This window comes from Psychrobacter sp. TB67 (assembly GCF_000511065.1).
Classification (GTDB): domain Bacteria; phylum Pseudomonadota; class Gammaproteobacteria; order Pseudomonadales; family Moraxellaceae; genus Psychrobacter; species Psychrobacter okhotskensis.
This window is the reverse complement of record NZ_AYYA01000015.1, coordinates 1-26,150: the sequence shown is the minus strand read 5'-3', so window position 1 is coordinate 26,150 and position 26,150 is coordinate 1. Positions and strand designations below refer to the sequence as shown.

Genomic DNA, 26,150 nt, shown 5'->3' with positions numbered 1-26,150 from the left:
GGTCCGTCCCGAGAGAAAAAAGATAGATTGAGTGCAGAGCCACGGTTTCCGCCTGCCCTTATATTATACATAAGATAACGAGAGAAACCAGTCGGTGCTTATAGCAAAAAACCCCGCATCATGACGATGCGGGGTTTATTTTTATCTTACTAATTAGCTTTAAAACCAATATTAGGTCAACTGAGCAACGTTAATTTTATCCGCTTCTTCAGTATAATCAGTCATACGGTCAAAGTTCATGTACTGATATACTTCATCACCCATGCTGTTTAGCATACCAGCATACTGCTGATATTCGTCGTTGGTTGGCAATTTACCAAGTACCGCTGCTACGGCTGCAAGCTCTGCAGAAGCAAGGTATACGTTAGCGCCTTGACCTAGACGGTTCGGGAAGTTACGGGTTGACGTTGATACCGCAGTAGAGTTCGGTGCGATACGGGCTTGGTTACCCATACATAGTGAACAACCTGGCATCTCAGTACGAGCGCCGGCTTGAGCATAAATGTTGTAATAGCCTTCTTCCATTAATTGACGCGCATCCATCTTCGTTGGTGGCGCAATCCATAGACGAGTTTTCAGACTACCTGCTGGTACGTCTTGTAGCAGTTTACCCGCAGCACGGAAATGACCGATGTTGGTCATACATGAACCAATGAATACTTCATCAATGGTATCACCAGCGACGTCAGCCAATGTTTTTGCATCGTCTGGATCGTTCGGGCAGCAAAGAATCGGCTCTTTAATCGTGCTCATATCGATGGTCATATCGATTGCATATTCTGCATCGGCATCAGCACGCATGAGGCTTGGATTAGCCAACCACTCTTGCATTTGCTCGATACGACGGCTGATAGTACGCGCATCGCCATAGCCTTCTGAGATCATCCACTTAAGTAGCGTGATGTTTGAGTTCAGGTACTCAGTCACTGACTCTTCAGATAGAGTAATGGTACAACCAGCAGCGCTACGCTCAGCTGAGGCATCAGATAGCTCAAACGCTTGCTCAGCGGTCAAGTCTTCTAGACCTTCGATTTCAAGAATACGACCATTGAATTCGTTGATTTTGCCTTTCTTATCAACGGTCAATAGACCTTCTTTGATCGCTTGATAAGGAATCGCATGGACTAGGTCACGTAGCGTGATACCAGGCTGACGTTCGCCAACGAAGCGGACACGGACAGACTCAGGCATATCAAGTGGCATCACACCAGTCGCGGCTGCGAATGCAACTAGGCCAGAACCAGCTGGGAACGAGATACCCATTGGGAAACGAGTATGCGAGTCACCACCAGTACCAACGGTATCCGGAAGTAGCATACGGTTCAACCATGAGTGAATGATACCGTCACCTGGACGTAAGCTGACGCCGCCACGGTTCATGATGAAGTCAGGTAGTGTGTGCTGCGTCTCAACGTCAACGGGCTTTGGATAAGCAGCCGTATGACAGAATGACTGCATAACTAGATCTGCTTGGAAGCCCAAACATGCCAAATCTTTTAGCTCATCACGAGTCATCGGACCAGTGGTGTCCTGACTACCAACTGTAGTCATCTTCGGCTCACAGTACATACCCGGACGTACGCCTTGCAGGCCACAAGCTTTACCAACCATTTTTTGTGCAAGGGTAAAGCCTTTACCAGTATCGGCTGGCTCTTCTGGCTTAGCAAATACGTCTGAATGACCAAGACCCATGTACTCGCGGGCACGATTGGTCAAACCACGACCAACGATTAATGGAATACGGCCACCAGCACGGACTTCATCAAGCAATGTTGGTGAATTTAGCTTGAACGTTGACAATACTTCATCAGAGTCATGCTTAGTGATTTTGCCTTCGTACGGATAGATGTCAAAAACATCACCCATGTTTAGGTTATCAACCGCTACTTTTTCGATTGGTAATGCGCCAGAATCTTCCATAGTATTGAAGAAGATAGGAGCGATGTTGTTACCTAATACTAAACCGCCACCACGTTTGTTTGGCACGTTAGGAATGTCTTCACCCATGAGCCACAGTACTGAGTTGGTCGCAGACTTACGGCTAGAACCCGTACCAACCACGTCACCAACATAAGCGAGTGGATGGCCTTTTTCTTTTAGCGCTTCGATCTGCTTCATTGGACCGACAACGCCCTCTTCGTCAGCAGTGATGCCGTCGCGAGAGTTTTTGTGCATGGCTAATGAATGCAATGGGATATCAGGACGGCTCCACGCATCTTGCGCAGGAGACAAGTCATCAGTGTTGGTTTCGCCAGTCACTTTAAACGTCGTGTAAGTGGTCTTTTCTGGTACGGCAGCACGGTTCAAGAACCATTCAGCGTCAGCCCAAGACTGCACAACTTCTTTTGCGATGTCATTACCAGCTTCGGCTTTTTCAGTCACGTCATTGAACGCGTCAAATACGAGCAATGTCTTCTTCAATGCTTCTGCTGCGTCTTGTGCAACATCGGCGTCATCTAGTGCAGCAACCAATGGCTGCACGTTGTAGCCACCTTGCATAGTGCCTAGGATTTCGACGGCTTTTTGCTTGCTGATAAGTGGTGATGATGCTTCACCCTTAAGGATAGCAGCTAAAAATGCAGCTTTAACGTAAGCAGCTTGGTCAACGCCAGCAGGAATACGGTTTTCTAGCAGGTTCATTAAGAATGCGTCTTCGCCTGCTGGTGGGGTTTTTAATATTTCAACCAACTCTGCTACTTGTTTTTCGTTCAGTGGTAGCGGAACCGTTCCTAGCTCAGCACGTTCTTCGACATGTTTACGATAAGCTTCTAACACAATAGTCGTCCTCGTCAGTTGGGGGTATTAGCACATTACGTGGGTAGTCAGTATGACAGCCTGCGTCTATATACTAGATGGAATAATTATCCGTGCAATCATAGCTTAAAACGCTCTAAATGTTAATGGCTCAGCCTTTAAAAGGCTCAATATAGGGCCATATTGGACATTTATTATAAAAATAGTACCATCAATAATATGATTGGACAGCCTTTCGCAACCAATATGCTGCGTGTCACTCTCGTCAAGCATAGCTCGATTCATAATCAAATTAATACATCGAGACTACTAGACATTTTTCAGGATATTATTTGATAAAATGTTATCTTGCTACGATAGCTTAGAGAAAATATCAATTAAAAAAATAGCGCTTGAAAAAACAGCTTTTATTAACCATATACTAAGGCATGCCCTCATTTTAAGAATGGTGATAAAAATAAGATACATTGTAGTCAAACAAGAAAAATAGCGCAGATAATATCGAGATATTAATCAGCTATTTGACGCTGTTTGGCAAAATTTAGCTATTTTTAGCCCATTTAGATGACTGTCAATTGAATTGAGGACATGCCTTAAATAAATATTAGGGATGACGACATGGACGATAGCAATATGGAAAACCACGACATAGAAAACAATGATATGAAGAATAACGCTAATTATCAAAACGGCCTTAAGGTTCGTACTGAAGTAATGGGCGAGGCACATGTTAAACGCTCGCTTGATGCGGCGACTGGATTTACCCAACCGTTACAAGACTGGATTATTGAACATGCTTGGGGTAGCACTTGGCAAGATGATTCAGTATTACCGCGCAAATATCGCTCCTTAATCACCATCGCCTTTTTAATTGCACAAAAAAGCCCGACTGAGCTGAAAGGGCACATTCGAGGTGCGATTAATAATGGCGCAACTGTCGCTGAGATTCGAGAAGTATTGATGCACAGTTTACCTTACTGCGGTGCACCTGCCACCCAAGAAGCATTTCGTGCCGCCATAGATATCCTGAATGAGTTGGATATTGATATAGATATTTAAAACTATGGTTGCAAGCGCAATCGTAGTAGTCTTAAAACAGTAGTCTTAAAACAGTAGTCTTAAACCAGTAATTTTAAAACAGTACTTTGAATCAGTAACCTTAAAAGGTCAGTTAAACAATATTGATTAAAAATCGACCTCTAAATTTCTGCTATAATAGTTCAACTCATAAAATATACTGATAATTCCATAAACCCTTACTATATAGAGGGTTAAGAGATAATTTATTATGACAACTGCCGTACAAACACATGTGCCTGCAGCTAAGGCCAAACCTAGAAAAGCCATCCAAGGCGAAAAGCTACGTGGCTATGATAAAGTTGCGCGTATCCCAATTAAAGTGATTCCGACCGTCGAGGCGAAGAAAAAGCCAGATTGGATTCGGGTTAAGATGTCCTCGCCTGCTGAAGTGGCACGTATCAAAGCCACCTTGCGTGAGCAAAAGCTCTATACCGTCTGTGAAGAAGCCGCTTGCCCTAACCTGCCGCAGTGCTTCGCTGATGGTACGGCGACCTTTATGATTATGGGTGATATCTGTACCCGTCGCTGCCCGTTCTGTGACGTCGGCCATGGTCGTCCGAATGAGCTAGATGCAGATGAGCCGCGCCACACTGCCGAGACCATTTTAGGCTTGCAGCTAAAATATGCAGTAATCACCTCTGTGGATCGTGACGATTTAAAAGATGGCGGCGCGGCGCATTTCGTTGAAGTACTTAATGAATCAAGAGCGCTTAGCCCGAATTGCCTCATTGAAATATTGGTGCCAGATTTCCGTGGGCGTATGGAAGTGGCTTTAGACCTACTGACAGAAACCCCACCAGATGTCTTTAACCACAACATTGAAACGGTTCCGCGTCTGTACAAAGCCTTCCGCCCAGGCTCTGACTATCAACATTCATTAGATTTGCTCAAGCTCTATAAAGAGCGTCGCCCTGATATCGCGACCAAGTGCGGTTTTATGGTTGGCCTTGGTGAGACGGAAGAAGAAATCTATGCACTGCTTGATGATCTAAAAGCACATAACGTCGATATGATTACGGTTGGCCAGTATCTACAACCTAGTAAAAACCACGCGCCAGTTGATCGTTATGTCCATCCAGACGAGTTCCAGCGTTATATGGACTACGGCAAAAAGATTGGTTTCTTTAACATTTGGGCAGGCCCGATGGTACGCTCAAGCTACTTTGCCGATCGTCAATACTATGGTGAAGATTGCCCAGCGCCTATCCGTAGCAAAAAAGCCTTAGAAGCCGAAGGCAAACTTGGTTGTTAAGTGTCAGGTTTTAATGAGCTAAAGCTTAAACATTAAGCTAAGCATGTAAAAAGGGTGAATAACAATTTATGTTATTCACCCTTTTTTTTAACTTTAATGAACCTGTAAAGCCTCCAAACCCAACGCTTTACACGGTTAAAGTTGGCGTTGGCTTGCCAGCTGTTTTTATATTGAATATAGCAATACTAAGGACAATGACGCCGCCTAATAATCCCGTGGTAATCTCAGGATAAATCAGTAATAAAGCGCCAATAGCCAATATAATACGCGTCACCGAATTCATAGTACCTTTAAAATACCCCTCCAGCGCCGAGCTTAAGGCAATAACACCCGTGATCGAAGTGACTACGACCGTGATGATAGCGATAATAGGCGGCAATGGGAAATCTTTCGCTGTGACTGCCAGACCCGTAGGATCTATCATCAACATCGTCGGATTATAAATAAACATAAACGGCACGATAAATCCGGCAAGTGCCAGTTTGAGCGACAAAAACCCTGTTTTCATCGGATCACCGCCGGATATGCCTGCACCGGCAAAAGCAGCCAAACACACAGGCGGCGTAATATTGGCAAAAATACCAAAGTAAAAGACGAACATATGCGCTGACAAAATCGGAATATCAAACCCTGCTAAAGCTGGTGCTGCCATCGTTGCCGTAATGATATAAGCAGGAATAGACGGTAGTCCCATGCCCAATACCATCGAGGCAAGCATCGTTAAAATCAGCGTGAAAAATAGCGACCCTGCACCAAGTGTGACAATTGATGAGGTCATCACCGTTCCAAAGCTGGTCAAACTCACAACTCCGATGATGATACCGACGACCGCACAGGCAGCCATCACGGCGAGCGACTGACGAGCACCATCTTCTAGCGCACCCAAAATATCAGAAAAACCCATTCTGGTCTCTTTGCGCAGCATACTAACCACGACGGTAAAACCAATGGTATATGCCGCTGCATAGCCGACGGGCACGTTTTTGATTAATAAGAAGACCAAAAAGACAATCGGTAGCAGCATATGACCGCGTGCTTTTAAGACTTCTTTGACTGCTGGTAAGTTTTCTTTGGCAATGCCTTTTAAGTCACGACGACCAGCGCGAAAATGCACCTGCGCGATAACGCCAAGATAATATAATATCGCTGGTAATAATGCCGCTAGCGCAATCGTACTGTACGGTAACCCTGTCGTCTCTGCCATGATAAAGGCACTGGCACCCATAATCGGTGGCAATATCTGCCCACCCACAGAAGCGCTCGCCTCTACTGCACCTGCAAAGTCTTTATGATAGCCAACCTTTTTCATCAGAGGGATGGTAAAGGCACCAGTGCTGACCACGTTCGATAAAGCAGAGCCATTAATACTACCCATAAAGCCACTGGAGATGACCGCCACTTTTGCCGGACCTCCTTTTTTATGACCTGCAATGGCCAATGCCAAATCATTAAATAGCTGTCCCATTCCAGAACGTGCTAAAAATGCACCAAAAAGAATGAATAAGAAGATAAAAGTGACCGATGCACCAATCGCAACAGAATATAAACCTTCGGTTTTTAGAAATAATTGACCAAAAATATCACCCATGTCATAAGGACGAGTCAGTAGCCGGTCTGGCATAAAATCCAAATGACTGACAAATGGATAGGCCAAAAATATCGATGCTAATATAGGCAAAATCCAACCAGTGATACGCCGACTGCCTTCAAGTACACAGATAACGGTGATAATAGAAAATATCACATCAACCTGATTGGCCATGCCACCACGCGAGGTCACAATGTCTTGGTACTCGTATATGAGATAGGCCATCCCAGATAAGGACAGCGCAAACCAAATCCAGTCATACCAAGCCACCCGCTGTCGGCTGCTTTTTTTACTGGCTGGAAAAATAAGAAATATTAAAGCAAATCCAACACCAACATGCACAGAGCGTTGTAACAGCGCAGGCATGGGATTAAAAGTGATATACAAATGAAAAAGAGAATAAAAAATGCAAATTGCAGCGATAAAATACTTCACTGGTCCTTGAGTGATATGGCGCGTGATGGACTCTCGGTCGTACTTTTCTAATATGGCTTTATTATGGGCTTGCGCCTCAAGCTCAGCGTCGACATTAGTCTCAACGTCAGGATGAGAATGTATAGGCGAGTCGCTATCGTTATTGATATGGTTATCTGACATCGTTGTCAAATTATCGTGATCCGTCACTTGGGAGTTCATGACACAAGTCCTTGTTAAATCTATCAATGAAACCATACGCTGTCGGCATGATCGTTACTTCAGAATAGTCTGGCACCCAGCGGTGAATGCGTATCCGATAGTTACCATAGTCAATCTCACCTTTGGTAAGCCGTGAGACCACCCAATTAAGCTTGGGCAGTTTCTCATTGATTTGATAACCCAGATAGCCAGGTTTTTGTATGGGAGCAAGCGCCTCAGTAGAGGGTGTACCTGCGCCAAAAGCTTCAAAATAAGTGGTGGTCAGCAGCAGTTCAGCGTCTTCTGTACTGCTGCCGTCTATACGCTGATACTGTTCTTCCCACCATTGTTTTTCTACAGAATGTATCCAGCGCAATTGAAAGTCAGGCTCGACGAAATAGCAAACCTTGTCATTAGCACCGTCAACACCTGCGACGCGAACTTCCACCACAGGCTGACGGACAAAGAGATGCCACAGCATAAAAAAAACCAGCGCAGCAATGAGCACTGCGCCAGCTATTAACCATAATGTCTTATTTTTAGTAACCATAACTGCTTATTTAGCGGCTTGTTCATCATAGTATTTTTTGGCGCCAGGATGGATAGGTGCAACCATGCCTTCACGAGCCGTCTCTAAGCTAATATCATTGGCCGCTTGGTGTGCTGTTTTTAGGCCGTCTAAATTATCAAATAACGCTTTGGTCAACTTGTAACCATCTGCTTCAGACAACTCAGAGCTTACCAATAGAGCATTCATAATCGCTGCGGTTGGAATCGCGGCGTCATTGCCATAAGTGCCAGCAGGAATCTCAAAGGTTTTAAAGTAAGGCTTACTTGCAATGATTTCTTTTAGCTTGTCTTGATTAATGGTGATTAACTGTAAGTCCAAGCCCTGCTCTAGCTCCATCAATGAAGAGTTCGGTAGACCACTACTAAAGAAAGCTGCTTCAATTTTACCCGCTTTCATGCCATCCGCCGCTTCAGAAAAACCCAAATAATCGACAGTGATATCATCGTACGTGATACCGAAACCTTCTAATAACGTTCGAGCATTGACTTCTGTGCCAGAGCCTTGATCGCCCACAGCGATACGCTTACCACGTAAGTCTTCAATATTTTTGATGCCAGATTTTTTGGTGGTGACGATTTGCACCACATTAGGGTACAAGACCGCAATTTGTTGGATGTTGGTAATTGGCTTATCAAAGTTGTTTTTGCCTTCGACCGCGTCGGTGACCACATCACTGAGCGCCAATACCATGTCGACTTTACCTTGGGTCAATAGATTGACGTTTTCGACTGAAGCGCCGGTGGTTTGCGTCTTTGAGTTCACCCCAAAGGTTTTGACATAGACTTCTGATAATGAAGTACCAATGATGTTGTAAGGGCCAGATGCTCCGCCAGTAGCGATGGTAAGAAACTTGGTATCCAGCTTGTCGGCGGCAGTGTCAGTAGCAGCGCTATCTGTTGCCGTACTGTCAGTATTTTCTGAACTTGGTGATGAGCATGCGGTTAGGCCTAAAGTGGCGCTTAGCATCGCTGATAAAAATAACGGAGATTTTAGAGAGTTGAACATTGCATTCATCCTTGAAATAATCGATTTAATACCTCTAACGGCATCACTATATAAATATTAATGCGTTACAGACCTGTAATAGTATAGCAATTCCCACCATAAATAAACCAAAGCCTTTTATGTCTCAAAACCTTGTAGATAAAGCAACTTGAGTTAAAAATAGCGATTCGGAGTATTGATATTTGTTTAGTAAAGTTCTGCTATGCGAAACAAAGTTTCATTATTCAAGCTATTTAAACAAAAATTAAGCACAGTGTAAACCTTTATCATCGTCTTAATAGCATCAAGGTTATTTATTACGGAGTCAAAAAATGCTTACCAAGAATGAATAGGGCGTGTCTTCAGTTCACTCGATAGTCATCTAAATGGGTTAAAAATGGCTAAATCTTGCCAAACATCGTCAAATAGCTAGTTAGTATCCCGATATTGTCTGCATTATTTTGCTTGTTTGACGGCAATTTATCTCATTTTTACTACCATTTTTGAAATGAAGACACGCTTTAAACTATATTTCTGCATTTATTTTGTGTCTGTAATAGATAGTCTCTTAGGATTAACTGTACCTTAGAAAAACATTCTAAATAACTGAAAATCAACGAATAATAATACTACCCTTATCGAAAGCGGCTACACTAGCAAGCTAGGATATGGTCAATACCATATAAGTTATATACGCTGTCAGGCTCGATTAATCTACTATTGCGAGTACTTTCACTCGTCTTAATAGTCTCCAAGTTATATAGAACTGACTATCGTGCTATATTTTGAAACCATAGTTTAGAATCGAAAATAATGATATCTCTCTTATAAAAAAAGGATTGACCGATGAGCACCGAATTTACGCCGCAAGAAGGCTCTTGCGCTTGTTATAGCAACACTTATACGATTAACCATACTCCGATAGCTCGCTTTATTTGTCACTGCACTATCTGTCAGGACTATACGGGTAAGGCTTATAACGATGTCACGGTTTTGTTTAAGTCAGATCTCAGCGAAATGGACATCAATAAAACGCGTTTTCGTCGTTGGAAAATGCCACCGAATATCAGCCGTGGACTGTGTAAGCGCTGTCATAAGCCCAGTATAGAGATGGCTGTGGGCGGTGCTCTGGTCTTCATTCCTACCGATAACTATCCTAATGCAGCCGCTCTACCTGAACCGACGATGCATCTGTTTTACAATCGCCGCGTTAAAGATGTGGATGATAATCTGCCTAAATATAACGGTGTTGTGCAAAGTCAGACAATGGCGGTTAAGGAGCTGGCTCAAGGAATGTATAAGAGAGTCACTAAGCGCTAGCAGTATCCGTTCAAAAGACTAGTTATCTTCCTTATTAAGTTTTTTTAGTTAAATACCTATTGTCAAACATCTGGAAACGTTTTATGACTTTAAAAGAAGAAGACACTGTAAAACACTCTGCTGACATCGCTATTATTGGCGGTAGCGGTCTGTATCAAATGCAGGACTTAACGAATAAACGCAGCATTAGTGTCGCAACCCCTTATGGCAAACCTTCTGACGATATCGTCTTAGGGGAATTGAATGGTGTGACCGTTGCTTTTTTGACCCGTCATGGTCAAGGGCATAAATTTACACCTTCTAAAGTACCTTATCGCGCCAATATTTATGCGCTAAAAACTCTAGGCGTGCGCTATATCATTTCAGTATCAGCGGTGGGTTCATTGCAAGAAGAGCTTAAACCGTTAGACATGGTCGTCCCTGATCAAATGATCGACATGACTAAACATCGTGCCAGCACATTTTTTGGTAAAGGTGCAGTTGCGCATGTCTCGATGGCGGATCCTTTATGCCCGAAAGTCGCTGATATTCTGAATCGCGCTTACACTCAAGCGAATATCAATGAAGGGCAATGTCATGCACAAGCGACTTATGTGTGTATCGAAGGCCCGCAATTCTCGACTCGTGCAGAGTCACACTGGTATCGCCAAATGAACGCTGACATCATCGGCATGACGAATATGCCAGAAGCCAAGCTGGCGCGGGAAGCTAGCATCGCTTACGCAACTTTAGCTTTGGTCACAGATTTTGATAGCTGGCATCCTACTGAAGAAGACGTCAGCGCCGATTATGCGATTCAAAACCTCATGAAAAATGCCGATAATGCTCAATCAGTCATTAAAGAAGCGGTTGCTTTGTTAGCCGTTGAACAACCTAAATCAATTGCTCATCATGCGCTTGCTCAAGCGTTAGTGACACCTATTGAAGCGATGAGTATTGAGGTTAAAACTAAACTTGCAGCGCTGTTGCCCGAGTAAAATTAAAGGTAATATCAAAAATAATATAAAAAGTAGTATTAATTCTATTCGCATAAAAAAGCCATCAAACTGTTTGATGGCTTTTTTGGTTTAAGCAAGAGAAGGAAAAATAAGTCAAAAATTAGCAATTTCGTCACCATCAAGCCAGCCTTTAGGCAAATACTGCAAATCTTCAGGCTCATCAATATCAGGCAAAGAGTCTAAAAAGGCCAATGACCAGTTTAATTCTGCCAAGCGCTGTTGAGTAATCTTTGCTACGCTCGGCGTGCTCCATTGGATATCATTAAATAAACGAGCAGCAACTTGTTTAAAGCCAAACAGCACATAACCGCCATCAAAGGCTGGTATCATCACGCTATCCTGAGTGTCTAATCGCTGTGCAGCCCGTTGAATGATGATAGAACTAAGGCTAGGACAATCTGTGCCTATCAAAATCACTTGCTTAAAACGCGCTAATGCTTGTTGACTCGCCGTGAACATACGCAAACCCAAATCACCATCTGCTTGCTCTGACCATCGCAGCGAGTCAGGCAAACCAAGCGTTTGCCAGCATGGATCGCTTGGCGCAGGGCTGACACACAGCTCAATGCTAAAGCCCGTAGCCACAGCTTGCTCGATACTATGTAAAAGTAATTGCCGTGCCATTCTCGCTGCACCATCAATGCCAAGCGCAGGTTGCAAACGGGTCTTTGCCATGCCCTGTGCAGGGAATTTTGCAAAAATAATAATTCAGGTTTTTTGATTTTGAGTCATATTGAAATTTTTCTATTATTTATAATAACGCGCGTTAATGTTATCAGCCGACACGCCACGCCAATAATCAAAACGTAACTGCCACATTAAGACAATCGTCCGCCATGTGCCATACTGCTGCCAACGTCTTGCTGATGTGATGACTTTATTTTTCAGACAAGCAGGTTTAGCAATACCTTTTAGTTGCTTGCATAATTCAACATCTTCCATCAACGCTTGATTAGGATAGCCGCCCATTTGCGCAAATAAAGATTGACTGATAAAAATAGCTTGGTCGCCTGTAGCGATATGAGTTAAACGTGAGCGCCAATTAATCATGGCACTGACCACCCAAAGCATCGGCTGACGACTATTTAGCTGCACATCAAAACGTCCCCAGTTTGCTAGTGTCATCGCCCTAGAAATACTATCGATAGCGTCAATTGGCAACCGCGTATCGGCATGTAAAAATAGCAAAACATCGCCAGTGGCTAATGCTGCACCCGCATTCATTTGCCGCGCACGCCCTGCTTTGGACGTAATAACTTGCCAATCAATTTTACACTCACTGCCAAGCACTAACTCATTAATAAAACTTCGAACGATGCCAATAGAATCATCGTTTGAGCCCCCATCGACCAAGATAACTTGCTGTGGCATTGGCTTTAGACTGTTAATATTGGCAAACAAATGAGGCAAATTATTCGCCTCATTTATTACTGGAATAATAATAGAAACCGTAGCTATAGCGGTCATAATTGGCAGTGCTCGCTGTTATGTTTTATCAGTATTATTTCTTATTCAGATTCCAATTATAGCTAGTATAGTCGATCTTAGTTTTGCCACTTTTTAAATCAGCGCTTTGCGATTTATTAAGCCCTAAAGATGAGCTATAACGAGCTAAGAATCCTTCCAAATCTTTGGTACCGCGCCAATTCGACTCAAAGTCTTCTTTATACCATTTAAAAATGGGAGAAACCTCAAGCGTGCCGCCTTTAAGACGGTTACGACTACTATCTGCGAGGAATTTACTTGTGACTTGCTCTAATTGCTTATCCAGTTTGCTACCGGTAAAAGCATCATTTAATAGCGCAGGACAGCCGATGCTAGCACAATTCACCGCAAAGTGAATGCGCGGTTCATTATAGCGTTTAGAGCCACGGATTAGATTGTGCTCGATGTCATCAAGTGAACGCTTTTTGCCTAATAGCGTGACAAAATCTTGTTTCCATGGCGAGCCAAATATCCCACCGATATCTTTGATCGATTTGAGATTCGGATACTTAGTCAGTATCAACTCTACCGTGCCAGCATTGTAGACGTTAATCAAAAATGCCAACTGCTCATCTTTACTCCAACCATTGAACTCTGATTGACTGACTTTGCTAGTTGCTGCCATATAGCTATCAAGCTTGCTTTGATCCGCTTTCATACCGTTATAATTAACGACCGAGGCTTTACCACCATTGGTCATAGTGACATTTTTACTCAGCAAGCTATCCCAAGTACTATGATTAAAATCAGCATAACTTGCTATACTAGCCAATAGCACAGAAGTAGCTACTGCTGTCTTAATCAGTAAACGCTTGCTTGAAAAACTACCTGTACTCTTACTTATGTTATTAAAGATGTTCATAATTAACTCTGTTTAGATCGAGGATGTTTTTGCTATTGTCTGCCCTGCTGTCTCTTCTTCCAGCGCGCCACCGCAGCTACTTCCCTGTCCTGCTGTACAGCCATAGCAGTGATCTGCAATCGCAATATCATCGCCAGTAGGATTTTGCGTTAATAAATCGCTCAGATGCCGACGGGACTTGTTGGGTACTGGAATCTCTAACTGCTGGTTAAAGTCACAATCAAATAACTCTCCCAGCCAATTGACACTGATCGTCGAGCGGCACATGACTTCGGCTAAATTGCCAGCCACGTAATTGGCCTTGAGCAAGTCCATATAGAGATGGAATTGTTTTTTGGCCAATAGCACCGCACCAAAGCGCTGAATCGGCATATTGGTCAAAGCAAATAACTGATGAAATTCGATATCGAAATGTTCTTTTAGCTCACGTTTATAGTCCGCCTCTAGCTGTTGCTGATTGGGCGGTAGCGTGGCGCCTTGCGGGTTATAAACGAGGTTCAGCGTTAAGTTTGAGCCAGCTTTGCCATAACCTAAGGCATTGAGCTTATGCAGTCCCAATATACTGTCGTCAAACGCACCCTTGCCGCGCTGCTTATCGACGTTTTCTAATGAATAACAAGGCATTGATGCCACCACGTCGACTTCATTGTCTGCCAAAAACTGCGCCATATCCTCATAGCCTTCTGCCATCAGAATCGTTAAATTACAGCGATCAATCACTTTGACACCCAAAGCGCGCGCGGCGGTAACCAGATACTTAAAGTCTTCATGCATCTCAGGCGCGCCACCGGTTAAATCAAGCGTATCCATATCTTGTACTTTTAGTACGTCCAGTATCAGCTCGACCAGCTCACGCGACATCATCTCCGTACGATAAGGACTGGCTGCCACGTGGCAATGTACGCAGGACATATTGCACAAATAGCCCATGTTCACTTGTAGCGTAGTTGACTCACGACGTTTGATGGCTGGAAAGTCAGTAAATTCGAGTAGTTCAATGGTAGATTTCATAAAATTATAGAATCCGTGTTGTGATATTTACTCAACTGCTTAGGGTCTGTTTACTATTCTTCTAATCGATTTGCAGTTAAGATCAAGTTTATCTAATCAATGATACCCTATTATGTCACTAGCATTTTTAATCATTGTGTATTCAATAAATATATTCAATCTTTATAAGCTATCGAAAATATGTTGAGAGAATAGCTCGCAGTATTAGTGCCAGTCATAGTTGAATTCAAATTATTACGATACAAGAAAGCTGGGTGTAAGCGATACATGAGCACGCTTAGCGAGGATAACGGTGTGGCGGATTTATATGGATTTGACTATAGCTTAATTTGCATTGACGAAACGCTTATCAATATAGCGTTTAAGATACCAAACCCAGCGACCTTGCAAACTCACACTGCCCCAACTGGCAATGGCATACTTATCGCCACAAGATAATAAATACAAAGTGCGATTTTTGGGCTGATAGCTTTGTAAGGGTTTATTTTGATCTACCATAAAAGTTAATAAATTATCTGCTGCGACTGCACCGCCATGTACGGCATGAACCCCTGAGTGCGCGACATCTTTATCCACGCGCGTTGCCACATCACCGACGGCGAATACATTATTATGAGAGACACTTTGCTGCAGCGCATTTACTGCGATAAAGCCGTTGTCAACTGTGGCAATATCCGTACTGGCTGTCCACGCTGCACCAGTCACGCCAGTGGCAGCGATAACCGCATCCATTAAAAAGGATTGCTGCAATGACGCTCTCTCAGTAATCAATGTCCCACTCTGATAGGCGATGGCGCGCTCGTAGATAACTTCAATACTCAGACGATTAAGCTGCTTGATAACACGATGTCTAAACTTTTGATTAAAACCAGCCAATAGCACATCACCGCAGATTAAAAACACTTGATGATTCGGGTGAATACGCTGCAAGGCGACTTGGGCAGCCATAACCAGCTCGATTGCCGCTGCGCCAGCCCCGATAATAGCCAATTGATAATGTGCTGAGCGCTGAGCGGTAGCAAGCACTTGCGACCACTGATTCACAAAGCTATGTAACGGACGAATCGCAATGACACTATTAGTGTCAGCATTATTAGTTTCAGCATTATTAGTGTCAGCATTATTTAACCAGTGCATATCCGTATCCGCGCCAGTGTTTAACGACACTACCTCATAGCTATGATCATAGTCGTCAGCGGTCATGACTCGCTGTGATTTGGCGTCTATCTTTACGATTGGCTGCTGAATGAAATGCACGCCAGCCTGCTTGCATTGTGCCGCAATATCTATACGGATATCATCTAGTATATAGTGCCCCGCCATCCAGCCAGGCAACATACCTGAATAGATCGACTGCGGTTGCTCGCTGATTAATGTGATATCCGCATTTATTAGAGGCGTCCCACGGATTCGACGCAACAGACCAATATGCGCATGACCAGCACCTACCAAGAGCAACTTTTTTAAGGGCATTATTTTTATAGGTATATTTTTTATGGGCATTTTATCGCTCAATGTTTTTGATACTTTTAAATAGTTTTGACTGGTTTACTAGGGTGTACCAACGCTGGAAACTTAGGAAAGATAAAAACGCTATCGAAATTAAAACATAAGTTAAAAGCATTTAAAGCAAGACTATTGTACGATAACGACGCCGCAGTAAATAATATTGACCTGATAAGGCTTTATGATTAAATTGATGGTAGCAATCATTCATCCCAATTATAAAACCTGACTGGCTGCTTAATTTGTAAATAAGTCATATTGACCATGCATTTAGCACCCATCGCTCAATGCTTAAAAAATTTAGAAACAGTCTGTTTTCATTCTCTAACCATGCAAGGATTCTACGCTTATGAGTACCTCTGATATGAGTACCTCTGACCAGATCACCTCTTCTGACAATACCCACTATCTGAATCATACATTTTTTGAGCCGCGTGATAGTGATAAAAAAATTAAGGCCACTTTACTAATCGTCCACGGCATGTCAGAACACAGCGGTCGCTATGCGGACTTTGCTCAGTTTTTGGCTGATAATGGTATTGCAGTAGCAACCTACGATCAGCTCGGTCATGGTCAAACGGTAAAAACAAAGGCTGATTTGGGATTTTTTGGCAATGAGCATCCAGTGCAGTCTTTATTACAAGACGTCATCGTTATGGCTGATAGCCTAAAATCGCGTCATCCTCATGTGCCGCACTTTGTTATGGGTCACTCTATGGGCTCGTTTATCGTCCGTAATGTACTCAAACATCACGCACAAGACTTTGCTGGGGCCATCTTAATGGGCACTGCAGACGCCAACCCATTGACCAAAGTACTATTACCTATTAATAAACTATTGGCCAAAGCGGCACCAAAAAAACCAAATACTGTATTTGCTAAAGTAATGAACAAAGTACTGAATAGCAAACTTGATAACCGTATTTCTGACTCGCAGTTTGCGTGGATCAGTGAAAATCCCGCCAATATCGCCGCTTATGAAGCCGATCCACTCACCGGTTTTGACTTTACTAACAATGGTTTTATGACGCTATTCACCTTGATGACAACAGGTCTCCATAAAGGCTGGGCTGCGACGATTGCAAAAGACTTTCCCCTGTTCTTTGTCAGTGGCAAAAGTGATCCCATCGGTGATATGGGCAGCGGCATTCGCAACATTGTCAGTCGCCTAAAGAAACAAAACTTCAATAATGTGGAAGTAAAGCTCTACCCAAACATGCGCCATGAGCCCCTTCACGAGCAGGCGAACAAGGTGGTGTATCACGATATATTAGAATGGATAGAGCGCAATAGCCCATCTGTCTAAATGGCATTACTTATTATCAATACAGACCTTTGCGCCCAACTTATTTGCTAAAAGTCGTCAAATTAGCGACAATGTGGCAGGCAATATTTTTAGTCGATTTTTGACGCTATCTTTAACTATAAGATTCATTTATTTACTTTTCATTCATCTTAGGAATTTTTATCCATGTCATTACAACAAACCATCGAACAAGCCTTTGAAAACCGCAACGAATACAGCCCATCTACTATGCCACAAGATGTGCGTGATGCTATCGAGCAAGTGCTTGAGCAGTTAGATAACGGTACACTGCGAGTTGCAGAAAAAAAGGATGGCGAGTGGGTCGTCAATCAGTGGGCAAAAAAAGCCGTCTTACTATCGTTCCGCTTAAACGATAATTACGTGCAAGCCGCTGGTGAGCACATACAGTTTTATGACAAGGTGCCAACTAAGTTTGCCAACTGGACCGAAGCACAGTTCAAAGAAGCTGGCGTACGCGTAGTGCCACCAGCCGTGGCCCGTAAAGGCTCATACATCGCAGCCGGTGCGGTATTGATGCCGTCGTATGTTAATATTGGCGCGTATGTCGATCAAGGCGCGATGGTAGATACGTGGGCGACCGTAGGTTCATGTGCTCAAATCGGCAAAAACGTGCATCTGTCAGGTGGTGTTGGTATCGGCGGTGTATTAGAGCCATTACAAGCCAATCCAACGATTATTGAGGACAACTGCTTTATCGGTGCGCGTTCTGAAATCGTTGAAGGCGTTATCGTTGAAGAAGGCTCAGTCATCTCGATGGGTGTATTTATCGGTCAGTCAACGCGTATTTATGATCGCGAAACGGGCGAGATTCATCGTGGCCGTGTACCAGCAGGCTCAGTTGTCGTACCAGGTAGCCTACCATCAGAAGATGGCACACACAGCTTATATGCTGCTATCATCGTCAAAAAAGTCGATGCACAAACCCGTGCTAAAACATCAGTAAATGAGTTATTACGTTTAGCCTAAATATGTACAGCGTATAATCATTTAGCACGTACAATCATTGTTTTACATAAAGATGCTGGAGTCATCCTCCAGCATCTTTTTTGCAGCTTAATATAGGCTGTTGCGTTATAATCCATTTTTTTGATTTGGCTTTATCCAAACGCAAAACTCCCATACCAGAACCTGCCTTTTTATTACGATTGATAAATGCTTAATCTCATTATCAATCTTTAACTGTATTTGACATATTATGAGTGAATCACTATTACGCACCGCCGCCATTCCTGTCACTGATCCTGAAGCAGGTCTACGTTTGACAGAAATCTTCTATTCTTTGCAAGGTGAAGCACTGACCTCAGGCTTGCCGACGATATTCGTACGCTTGACCGGCTGCCCGCTGCGCTGTGTTTATTGTGATACCGAATATGCCTTTACGGGCGGCGAACGTCAGTCGCTAGAAGCCATTATAGAGACCATCAAAAGCTATCCTTGCAAGCGTATTTGTCTGACGGGTGGCGAACCATTAGCACAGCCGAATGCCATTGAACTGATGAAGCGCTTACTGAGTGATGATTATGAAATCTCGCTTGAAACTGCAGGCGCGCTCACGGTAGAAAACGTACCGCCAGCAGTCAGTAAAGTGATGGATCTCAAAACGCCAAGCTCAGGCGAAGTCGATAAAAACCTATGGTCAAATCTGGACTATCTGACTCAGCATGATCAGCTTAAGTTCGTCATCATGAACCATGCCGATTATGAGTGGGCAAAAGCTATGTTGATCGAGCATAAGCTAAATGAATTGGTCAGCACCGTTTGGTTTTCTCCGATGTTTAATGTCGCAGACGATATTGACGAAGAGGCCAGCCCCGATGTGCCAGTATTGGCGCGCGAGTTGGCTGAATGGATATTGGCCGATGCCCTGCCCGTGCGCTTTCAATTACAACTGCACAAAATCATCTGGGCAGATGCCAAAGGCAAATAGAAAAGCACATAAAAAAGCAGGTAAAAACCGCTAAACGAACCGACATATAGCCGACGGTAAGGATTCAAGGATGGTCAAACTCATTTTACTCGGCTTGTTGGCGGGTGCGTTCTTTAGTTCCACTTTTATTTTAAACGAGCTGATGAGTGATGCAGGTGGTCACTGGTTTTGGTCAGCCAGTCTCCGCTATGTCTTTATGTGGCTGATTATCACCGCTATTATCGTTATGCAGCATGGTTTTAGTCGTATCAAAGAATTGGCGATTATCTTTCGTCAGCATTGGCGCTTTTGGTGTATCACTGGCAGTATTGGTTTTGGTATCTTTTACACGGGCATCTGTTATGCCGGTGATCATGTCGCCGGTTGGGTGGTGGCGGCGACATTTATGTTTACCGTGGTGACTAGCCTCCTCGTCCTACTGGCATTTGGGCAACGCTTTGACAAAAAATTCATTTTTTACGCCATACTGGTATTCATCGGAGTGATACTGGTCAATGTCAGCGAAGGTCTGCGCGCTGCTGCGCTCGGAGGTACAAATGCCACCCCAATGGCAGAGATGCTACTGTATGGTGCGCTGCCTGCACTGATAGCCGCTTTTAGCTATCCAATCGGCAATCAGTTGGTCTGGCAGGTATCTCACAACGCTCGCAAGCATAGCGCTGCGCTGCATAAGGTCAGAGAAAACAGCCTTCTGCAAAGTACTATTGACACTCATAACCAACCACTCGTCACAGAAGCCTACGCTTTACCTGTCGATAGCACTCACTCAGCGGATGCTGATAGTTCTAGTATCAAAACCGACACTGATATTGACCCTGAAAAGCTAAAAGCCAAAACGGCGGCTGAAACGCACTCACCCTTACAAACCTTGATTGCTCGTATCCCCGCTATCGAAACGGTGCTGCTGCAAAATGCCTTTAATAAAGTATGGCTAATGACTCTAGGTAGTTTGCCATTTTGGCTGGTTTTAGGCATTATAGTGCGTCCTGAGTTACCCGAAAGCACACAGCTGTTCAATACTTTGCTCGTGGCTCTGTTAGCAGGGGTAGCAGCAACCAGTATTTTTTTATATGCGCGCGAACAAGCCGTCACCTCCAGTGAAGTGGCGGGCGTTGATTCTACCCAAGCCAGCGAGGTGATATTTGCCTTGATTGGCGGTATATTATTACTCAATAACGAGATACCTTCGGCACTGGGGTTGGTAGGTATTGGATTGATTATGTTGGGATTGGTACTATTTGCCAAAGATGGGTGAGACCAAAATAACGCTATGATGAATAATTTTATTTTTCCTGATATTCTGCTGTATTTGCTCGATATGGTTGGCGTGATTGCTTGTGCTATCGCCGGTACTTTGCTCGCTCAGCATAAAGGCTTTGATATTGCTGGCTGCATCTTAGTTTCAATGGTCAATGCCATTGGCGGTGGTACGCTACGTGATATGGCGCTAGATCGTCATCCGCTATTTTGGATGTCAGATCTCAACTATGTGATTGTCATCACTATCACCTCCCTTATCCTGCAGATCTTTTTTCATCTCTATCATAAGATTGATAACGCCCTCAAACTCTTTGATGCTATTGGGCTAGCAGCCTTTAGTGTCATCGGTTTTAAGATAGCATTGACCCAAGATATGTCACCAGTGATTGCCATTATGATGGGCGTTTGGACAGCCATTATTGGTGGTATGCTGCGTGATATTATTTGTAATGAGATACCGTTGGTGCTGCAGCGCGAGATTTATATCTCTGCCAGTATCGCAGGCTCGGTCACTTATCTGCTGCTTGACAGTTTGGGCATGGATGCTGGATTGAATGAATTTGTGATGCTGGGCGTTATCTTTGCCGTACGGATGTTAGCGCTGCGCTTTGATTGGCATCTTCCTTCTATTCGCTTGGTTAAATAAGACCAGTTTATAGGGTTTAAAAAGTAAGCGCTGTTGTATTGGGGTCTGTTGAACATTCAAATGTGGCACTGGCAGTGGCTATTTTTTAGACAATACGCAGTGAAATTTTTGACGCCTAGTCATTCTAGGTTAGATAATTTCGCCATGTATTGGCAAAAAATAGCCCTGCCCTGAAAGGCTGATACTAAAATCACCCCAAACGTTGTTGTAAACCTAGCTAAGGTCTCGACATTATCGTCGGTTTACGCCTGATTTGATAAAAGGTTTGGGACGATTTTAGCAATCAGCAGTCCTAATATTTGAATGTTCAACAGACCCTGATTTACAATGATTATATAATTATCATAAAAACTTACTGAGACTCGCTCATGTTGACTATCGCATTGGATCCTACGGAACTGATCACGACGTTCGACCCGCGTTCTTTGCTCTACTTGTTTGACATGATTGGCATTGTGGCCTGTAGTATTTCAGGGACGATACTGGCAAAACATAAAAAGTTCGACGTCTTTGGCTGTTTATTGGTGTCGATCGTCACTGCTATCGGCGGCGGCACCGTCCGTGATGTGATTTTGGATCGTCATCCGCTGTTTTGGATGGTAGATATGAGCTATCTGACCGTCATTACCTTCTGCTCATTAGCAACGCAAATATTTTTTCATCCCAACTCAAGGCGCGTTGATAAGTTCCTCAAGCTCTCCGATACCATCGGTCTGTCTGCCTTTACCCTAATTGGTATCAAGGTTGCTGATAGCATGGGCACCAATGTACCCGTGGCATTATTACTTGGGGTGATTACGATTATTGTCGGCGGTATCATCCGCGATATGATCTGCAACGAGATTCCGCTGGTATTGCAGCAAGAGATTTATATCACGGCGGCTTTGACGGGCGGCATTCTCTACTTTGCCCTGCACAACCTAGGCGTGACTGATTGGGTTGCTGACATCTCTGCCATGATGACGATTTTTACGATAAGAATGCTCGCCATTCGCTACGATTGGCAATTTCCTGCTCTTGAATGGAAATACTAAACCCTAGGGTGTGTCTTCAATTCATTCGATAGTCATCTAAATGGGCTAAAAATGGCCAAATATCGTCGAATAGCTTGTTAATATCCCGATATTATCTACGCTATTTTTCTTGTTTGACGGCAATTTATCTCATTTTTATCGCCATTTCTGAAATGAAGACACGCCCTAGAATGCAAATATTAAAAAAGCGTCAACTTTAAACTCAGTTGACGCCTTATTATTGTCTGTTCGTGGTCTTATAATAAAGCAATATGCTTATTCACTGACCACAGCTAAATCCCTTACCATCAGCTGTAAGCTTTGTTTGCCGTTCCACTCGTTGATGTCTAGCTGAAACAATACGTGCACTTTTTCGGCACGATAATCCCATACCTCGCTATCGAAGTTAAAATAAATCGCTTCAATCGGATACTGCACATCAGGATAACGCAGTGATAATTTGAGGTGCTTGTCCTTTAGTATCTTAAAGCTCAATACTTCGAACACCCCATCAAATATCGGCGGTGCAAAGCCATGACCCCAAATACTGGCATTGGCCAAATGCTCAGCAAACCATAAGCTAAAGTCGCCTGCTTGCAAGGGGCCATCGGTGAATTTTTGCTCGGCAAAAACCTCATCCTCCATCTCTGCCATAACAGCATCGAAAGCCGTCACGAAGGCGTCAAAGTTGCGACGCTTCAAGGTTAGCCCAGCAGCCATCGCATGACCACCGAAATGGCTGATTAGATCAGGATAGCGTTCAGCAACTTGCTCAATCGCATCACGAATATGCACGCCAGCGATAGACCGCGCCGAACCTTTAATGGCATCGTCGTCACCTGTACGCTCTGTATCTGCTGGTGCAAAAACGATACTGGGCAAATAATGACTTTCTTTCAAACGTCCAGCGACGATACCGATAACGCCTTGATGCCAGTCATCTTGATATAAAACAATGCTGCGGGTTTGATTATTCACAGTCTCTTTATCAGTTTTAGACTGAATAAGGATTTCATCGCTCTCGTCAGTAGCAGTATTCTCATCGTTTTCATTTGCAACAGTAGCTAATGCTTGCACAATATTATCTGCTTGCGCGCGCATCTCGCCTTCTACGTGACGACGGGTACGGTTTAGCTGCTCAAGCTCTTGCGCCAAGCGCTGCGCCGTACTCCAGTCTTCGGTCAATAAACACTCGATACCAATGCGCATATTGTCCATACGTCCGGCAGCATTGATACGAGGTCCTAACACAAAACCAAAATCTTGCGCCTGCATTTTTTTGGGATCACGGCCCGCTTGCTCAAGCAATGCCAAGATACCCAGACAGCAGCGCCCTTGGCGGATAGCCGTCAGTCCATGATGCACCAAGATGCGATTGTTCTTATCAAGCACTCCAACGTCCGCAATCGTTCCGAGCGCCACCAAATCCAAATATTGGCTGACTTGCACGGTAGATTTATTGGCTTCACGGCGCAGCTTGGCTAAACGTCCGAGCACATAAAAAGCCACACCGACCCCTACGAGCGCTTTACTAGTAAAACTGCAATCGAGTTGATTGGGATTGACCACCGCTTCTGCAGGTGGTGTCTCTTTGGTCGTCAGATGATGATCCGTAATGATGACAGTGATGCCGTCGGCCTGCGCACGCGCCACGCCTTCATGACTTGAGATACCATTATCTACTGTGACGATCAACTCTGGCTGATACGTCTTAATGCCTAATTCGACAATTTCTGGCGTCAAACCATAGCCGTACTTAAAGCGATCAGGTACTAAAAAATCGACGACTGCACCCATTTTCGTGAGTGCACGCATCATCAGCGCGGTACTGGTCGCGCCATCACAATCAAAATCACCAACGATTAGGATACGCTGACCCCTATCAATAGCGACATCTAATAGCCGCACCGCCTCAGTGACACCGTGCAACATCTCAGCGGGCAGAAGACCAGAAAGCCCAGTCTCAAGCTCATCAGGCTGGGTAATACCGCGAGCGGCATACAAGCGAGCGAGCGTTAATGATTGGGCGGCAAGTGGTTGCAACGCGGTGGGCAGCTCGTCAGTGCGAGTGCTGGTATAACGGGGGGTTAAATTTAGCATGGTGCTATTCTACTGGCTTTGGCAGAGGGTCACAATGATAAAATTTAGCGGCTTGGTTTATCATTTTTTATTGCATTACATTGCAATAAATCATACTCTACTGCCTGCATAAACCAAGTTATCCATGCTTACCTGTCTAGCGCACATAACTGCGCATTTACAAAAACGGTGCATAGTGACCGTATTTTTCTGCATTTTGCTACAAAGCAATGATTGTATGCCGCTTATAAATCCATAAAATAGTAACCAACTGAGAGACTTGTTATCTATTGAGACTTTTAATCTGATTTTTTTATTTTAACTATTTATAAGGATGCGTTATGAAAACCACACCACTGGCTGAAAAACTACCAAATACCATCGATCCTAGCTTAGACTTGGAAAAAGTAAAGAAAGACTGCCAAAAGCTGGTCAAAAAACGTGCCAAATATTCTGCTGGTGTCGCCATCGTTCCTGTACCCTTCTTTGATGTCGCTGTGGATGCAGGCATGCTTACTCAGCTATTGCCAGAAATCAGTGAACGCTTTGGTTTGATTGAAGGCCGTCAATCAGCAGTTGATCTAGAGTCGCGCGCGATTCACTGGGGCGCGCTGAAAGATCGTACTGTCGATTTTGCAGGCTTAATGGCGACACGCGGTATCGTCAAAAAGACGGTACAAGGTTTCGGTGGTCGTATCGCTGCCAAGCAAGTGACGAAGTTCATCCCGCTGGGTGGTCAAATGGTTGCAGCCACCATGGGCTATATGATTTTCAAAAAAATCGCCAATGACCATATCAATGAGTGCTACAAGCTTGCAAAAGACATTCAGCAAAAGCAACACGGTAAGAATGTCTAACGCTATTAAACAATAGAAAATAGCTTTATAAAATAAACCCGCTAAGACTTATTGCCTTAGCGGGTTTTTTGTATTTGTTGATACTGTTATAAATGCATTCGGTAGTTTTTCACTTTAAACGACGATATCCCTAATCTTGTTCCGCTATGTTGATTATCACACTGGCATTCTCAAAACCGCGCTCGATATGTACCTGCCCCGACCAATTGTCTGACAAGCTCATTACCTCGCCAAATACAATTTGCGATTGTTGATCCATTTTTAATAATTCTCTAAGTGGCTTATGCTGAGACGTCACTGGAATCAAGGTTTGCAAAATATCTGCTAAAACTGTCTTCAATCGACTGAACTAAGTGCATGCATAGGTTATCCAGACGCATTGACTTCGGTAGAAACTGACGAATTAACCCATTGGTATTCTCATTCGTTCCACGCTCCCAAGAATGATAAGGCTGAGCAAAGTAAATATCAGCCTTCAACGCTGTTGCCATCGTTTCATGGTCAGCAAACTCTTTACCGTTATCAAAGGTGATACTTAACGCCTGTTCACCTTTTAGCATGCCAATACAAGCTTGTGTGACGGCTACTGCCTTGCGATTGGGTAGCGCTTTGATCTTAGTCTCTCGAGTTGTTCTATCCACTAGAGTGACAAGCACACCTTGATGTCCACGACCAACCACCGTATCCCCTTCATAATCGCCCATACGACTGCGCGCTTCAATGATACTGGGACGGTCATTGATATCACAGCGGTTCGCTATCTTTCCGCGCCTATCATAACCTTGCAGACGGCGTTTCCTATAGCGCTTTTGACATCTAAGGGCGCTATGTAAGTTACCCCCTGCCTTTTTGTCAGTATAGATGTGTTGATATATCGATTCATGGCTTGGGACCTCTTGCCAACCCAGCATTCTCAGTCGCCCTGTGATTTGCTCAGGTGAGTAGTGCTTGCTGAGTAGATGATCAATATAGCACCAGCCAAAGCGGCTGATCTGTGAGCTATTCACAACTTTGC

At 43.9% G+C, this 26,150-nt stretch carries 23 protein-coding genes; 11 read left to right on the top strand and 12 right to left on the bottom strand.

Features of this window, described 5'->3' with window-relative positions; translation table 11 throughout:
- Positions 1 to 171: 171 nt before the first annotated feature.
- Entirely contained in the window at positions 172 to 2,775 is a 2,604-nt protein-coding gene (gene acnB / locus W293_RS0102710; RefSeq protein ID WP_025650980.1) for a bifunctional aconitate hydratase 2/2-methylisocitrate dehydratase, read from the bottom strand.
- Positions 2,776 to 3,417: 642 nt separating this feature from the next.
- On the opposite strand from acnB, the gene W293_RS0102705 reads away from it, so the two are divergent.
- Positions 3,418 to 3,813 (top strand): carboxymuconolactone decarboxylase family protein, encoded by a 396-nt coding sequence (locus W293_RS0102705; RefSeq protein ID WP_025650979.1) that lies wholly within the window; start codon positions 3,418 to 3,420, stop codon positions 3,811 to 3,813.
- 229 nt (positions 3,814 to 4,042) lie between these two features.
- On the top strand, positions 4,043 to 5,086 hold the full coding sequence (lipA, locus tag W293_RS0102700; RefSeq protein WP_025650978.1) for a lipoyl synthase: 1,044 nt from the start codon (positions 4,043 to 4,045) through the stop codon (positions 5,084 to 5,086).
- Positions 5,087 to 5,213: 127 nt separating this feature from the next.
- Here lipA and W293_RS0102695 read toward each other — a convergent pair whose 3' ends face one another.
- The 3 genes from W293_RS0102695 to W293_RS0102685 are packed head-to-tail and all read right to left on the bottom strand — an operon-like array spanning position 5,214 to position 8,865.
- Positions 5,214 to 7,271, bottom strand: coding sequence for a TRAP transporter permease (locus W293_RS0102695; RefSeq protein ID WP_374190018.1), 2,058 nt, complete (start codon positions 7,269 to 7,271; stop codon positions 5,214 to 5,216).
- A gap of 10 nt (positions 7,272 to 7,281) precedes the next feature.
- Positions 7,282 to 7,839, bottom strand: coding sequence for a DUF1850 domain-containing protein (locus tag W293_RS0102690; RefSeq protein ID WP_025650976.1), 558 nt, complete (start codon positions 7,837 to 7,839; stop codon positions 7,282 to 7,284).
- A gap of 6 nt (positions 7,840 to 7,845) precedes the next feature.
- Positions 7,846 to 8,865 (bottom strand): TAXI family TRAP transporter solute-binding subunit, encoded by a 1,020-nt coding sequence (locus W293_RS0102685; protein ID WP_025650975.1) that lies wholly within the window; start codon positions 8,863 to 8,865, stop codon positions 7,846 to 7,848.
- 825 nt (positions 8,866 to 9,690) lie between these two features.
- Here W293_RS0102685 and W293_RS0102680 point away from each other — a divergent pair.
- Both W293_RS0102680 and mtnP read left to right on the top strand, forming a co-directional pair.
- A complete protein-coding gene (locus tag W293_RS0102680) occupies positions 9,691 to 10,164 on the top strand; it encodes a GFA family protein (protein WP_025650974.1) in 474 nt (157 codons plus the stop codon).
- An 83-nt stretch (positions 10,165 to 10,247) separates the two neighbouring features.
- Positions 10,248 to 11,141, top strand: coding sequence for an S-methyl-5'-thioadenosine phosphorylase (gene mtnP / locus W293_RS0102675; RefSeq protein ID WP_025650973.1), 894 nt, complete (start codon positions 10,248 to 10,250; stop codon positions 11,139 to 11,141).
- Positions 11,142 to 11,255: 114 nt separating this feature from the next.
- On the opposite strand, the gene W293_RS15995 is transcribed toward mtnP, so the two are convergent.
- The 5 genes from W293_RS15995 to W293_RS0102650 all read right to left on the bottom strand — a co-directional run bounded on the left by W293_RS15995 (position 11,256) and on the right by W293_RS0102650 (position 16,023).
- Positions 11,256 to 11,864: a TIGR04282 family arsenosugar biosynthesis glycosyltransferase gene (locus W293_RS15995; RefSeq protein WP_227502686.1), complete on the bottom strand. Its 609-nt coding sequence runs from the start codon at positions 11,862 to 11,864 to the stop codon at positions 11,256 to 11,258.
- Positions 11,865 to 11,909: 45 nt separating this feature from the next.
- Entirely contained in the window at positions 11,910 to 12,629 is a 720-nt protein-coding gene (locus tag W293_RS0102665; RefSeq protein ID WP_025650972.1) for a TIGR04283 family arsenosugar biosynthesis glycosyltransferase, read from the bottom strand.
- A gap of 34 nt (positions 12,630 to 12,663) precedes the next feature.
- Complete coding sequence (locus W293_RS0102660) at positions 12,664 to 13,509, bottom strand: DUF547 domain-containing protein (RefSeq protein WP_025650971.1); 846 nt, start codon at positions 13,507 to 13,509, stop codon at positions 12,664 to 12,666.
- 12 nt (positions 13,510 to 13,521) lie between these two features.
- Positions 13,522 to 14,520 (bottom strand): arsenosugar biosynthesis radical SAM (seleno)protein ArsS, encoded by a 999-nt coding sequence (gene arsS / locus W293_RS0102655; RefSeq protein ID WP_025650970.1) that lies wholly within the window; start codon positions 14,518 to 14,520, stop codon positions 13,522 to 13,524.
- 324 nt (positions 14,521 to 14,844) lie between these two features.
- Positions 14,845 to 16,023, bottom strand: a complete 1,179-nt coding sequence (locus tag W293_RS0102650; protein ID WP_025650969.1) for an FAD-dependent oxidoreductase — start codon at positions 16,021 to 16,023, stop codon at positions 14,845 to 14,847.
- 367 nt (positions 16,024 to 16,390) lie between these two features.
- Between W293_RS0102650 and W293_RS0102645 the strand changes: the two genes are divergently transcribed.
- From W293_RS0102645 to W293_RS0102620, 6 genes are all read left to right on the top strand, one after another.
- Positions 16,391 to 17,332, top strand: a complete 942-nt coding sequence (locus W293_RS0102645) for an alpha/beta fold hydrolase (protein WP_025650968.1) — start codon at positions 16,391 to 16,393, stop codon at positions 17,330 to 17,332.
- Between the two features lie 165 nt (positions 17,333 to 17,497).
- Positions 17,498 to 18,319: a 2,3,4,5-tetrahydropyridine-2,6-dicarboxylate N-succinyltransferase gene (dapD, locus tag W293_RS0102640; protein ID WP_025650967.1), complete on the top strand. Its 822-nt coding sequence runs from the start codon at positions 17,498 to 17,500 to the stop codon at positions 18,317 to 18,319.
- Positions 18,320 to 18,548: 229 nt separating this feature from the next.
- Positions 18,549 to 19,280 (top strand): 7-carboxy-7-deazaguanine synthase QueE, encoded by a 732-nt coding sequence (gene queE / locus W293_RS0102635; protein ID WP_025650966.1) that lies wholly within the window; start codon positions 18,549 to 18,551, stop codon positions 19,278 to 19,280.
- 70 nt (positions 19,281 to 19,350) lie between these two features.
- A complete protein-coding gene (locus tag W293_RS0102630) occupies positions 19,351 to 20,535 on the top strand; it encodes a multidrug resistance efflux transporter family protein (RefSeq protein ID WP_025650965.1) in 1,185 nt (394 codons plus the stop codon).
- A 15-nt stretch (positions 20,536 to 20,550) separates the two neighbouring features.
- Positions 20,551 to 21,186 (top strand): trimeric intracellular cation channel family protein, encoded by a 636-nt coding sequence (locus W293_RS0102625; RefSeq protein WP_025650964.1) that lies wholly within the window; start codon positions 20,551 to 20,553, stop codon positions 21,184 to 21,186.
- A 368-nt stretch (positions 21,187 to 21,554) separates the two neighbouring features.
- Complete coding sequence (locus tag W293_RS0102620; protein ID WP_025650963.1) at positions 21,555 to 22,220, top strand: trimeric intracellular cation channel family protein; 666 nt, start codon at positions 21,555 to 21,557, stop codon at positions 22,218 to 22,220.
- 255 nt (positions 22,221 to 22,475) lie between these two features.
- On the opposite strand, the gene recJ is transcribed toward W293_RS0102620, so the two are convergent.
- Entirely contained in the window at positions 22,476 to 24,299 is a 1,824-nt protein-coding gene (gene recJ, locus W293_RS0102615; protein ID WP_025650962.1) for a single-stranded-DNA-specific exonuclease RecJ, read from the bottom strand.
- A gap of 320 nt (positions 24,300 to 24,619) precedes the next feature.
- On the opposite strand from recJ, the gene W293_RS0102610 reads away from it, so the two are divergent.
- A complete protein-coding gene (locus W293_RS0102610; protein ID WP_025650961.1) occupies positions 24,620 to 25,135 on the top strand; it encodes a hypothetical protein in 516 nt (171 codons plus the stop codon).
- A 130-nt stretch (positions 25,136 to 25,265) separates the two neighbouring features.
- Here the strand turns inward: W293_RS0102610 and W293_RS17480 are convergent, their stop codons facing one another.
- Positions 25,266 to 25,394: a hypothetical protein gene (locus tag W293_RS17480; RefSeq protein WP_264673007.1), complete on the bottom strand. Its 129-nt coding sequence runs from the start codon at positions 25,392 to 25,394 to the stop codon at positions 25,266 to 25,268.
- 22 nt (positions 25,395 to 25,416) lie between these two features.
- Positions 25,417 to 26,150 (bottom strand): IS30 family transposase (locus W293_RS0102600; RefSeq protein WP_025650960.1); only part of this gene is annotated, 734 nt, incomplete at its 5' end.

Excerpts from the sequence above, each read along its gene's own strand:
- W293_RS0102665 (WP_025650972.1), bottom strand. The coding sequence starts at position 12,629 with ATGACCGCTATAGCTACGGTTTCTATTATTATTCCAGTAATAAATGAG.
- W293_RS0102690 (WP_025650976.1), bottom strand. The coding sequence starts at position 7,839 with ATGGTTACTAAAAATAAGACATTATGGTTAATAGCTGGCGCAGTGCTC.
- W293_RS0102625 (WP_025650964.1), top strand. The coding sequence starts at position 20,551 with ATGATGAATAATTTTATTTTTCCTGATATTCTGCTGTATTTGCTCGAT.
- recJ (WP_025650962.1), bottom strand. The coding sequence starts at position 24,299 with ATGCTAAATTTAACCCCCCGTTATACCAGCACTCGCACTGACGAGCTG.
- queE (WP_025650966.1), top strand. The coding sequence starts at position 18,549 with ATGAGTGAATCACTATTACGCACCGCCGCCATTCCTGTCACTGATCCT.
- W293_RS0102695 (WP_374190018.1), bottom strand. The coding sequence starts at position 7,271 with ATGTCAGATAACCATATCAATAACGATAGCGACTCGCCTATACATTCT.
- W293_RS0102660 (WP_025650971.1), bottom strand. The coding sequence starts at position 13,509 with ATGAACATCTTTAATAACATAAGTAAGAGTACAGGTAGTTTTTCAAGC.
- W293_RS0102650 (WP_025650969.1), bottom strand. The coding sequence starts at position 16,023 with ATGCCCATAAAAAATATACCTATAAAAATAATGCCCTTAAAAAAGTTG.
- W293_RS0102705 (WP_025650979.1), top strand. The coding sequence starts at position 3,418 with ATGAAGAATAACGCTAATTATCAAAACGGCCTTAAGGTTCGTACTGAA.
- lipA (WP_025650978.1), top strand. The coding sequence starts at position 4,043 with ATGACAACTGCCGTACAAACACATGTGCCTGCAGCTAAGGCCAAACCT.
- W293_RS0102645 (WP_025650968.1), top strand. The coding sequence starts at position 16,391 with ATGAGTACCTCTGACCAGATCACCTCTTCTGACAATACCCACTATCTG.
- W293_RS0102630 (WP_025650965.1), top strand. The coding sequence starts at position 19,351 with ATGGTCAAACTCATTTTACTCGGCTTGTTGGCGGGTGCGTTCTTTAGT.
- dapD (WP_025650967.1), top strand. The coding sequence starts at position 17,498 with ATGTCATTACAACAAACCATCGAACAAGCCTTTGAAAACCGCAACGAA.
- W293_RS0102620 (WP_025650963.1), top strand. The coding sequence starts at position 21,555 with ATGTTGACTATCGCATTGGATCCTACGGAACTGATCACGACGTTCGAC.
- W293_RS0102610 (WP_025650961.1), top strand. The coding sequence starts at position 24,620 with ATGAAAACCACACCACTGGCTGAAAAACTACCAAATACCATCGATCCT.
- W293_RS0102680 (WP_025650974.1), top strand. The coding sequence starts at position 9,691 with ATGAGCACCGAATTTACGCCGCAAGAAGGCTCTTGCGCTTGTTATAGC.
- W293_RS0102685 (WP_025650975.1), bottom strand. The coding sequence starts at position 8,865 with ATGTTCAACTCTCTAAAATCTCCGTTATTTTTATCAGCGATGCTAAGC.
- arsS (WP_025650970.1), bottom strand. The coding sequence starts at position 14,520 with ATGAAATCTACCATTGAACTACTCGAATTTACTGACTTTCCAGCCATC.
- W293_RS17480 (WP_264673007.1), bottom strand. The coding sequence starts at position 25,394 with ATGGATCAACAATCGCAAATTGTATTTGGCGAGGTAATGAGCTTGTCA.
- mtnP (WP_025650973.1), top strand. The coding sequence starts at position 10,248 with ATGACTTTAAAAGAAGAAGACACTGTAAAACACTCTGCTGACATCGCT.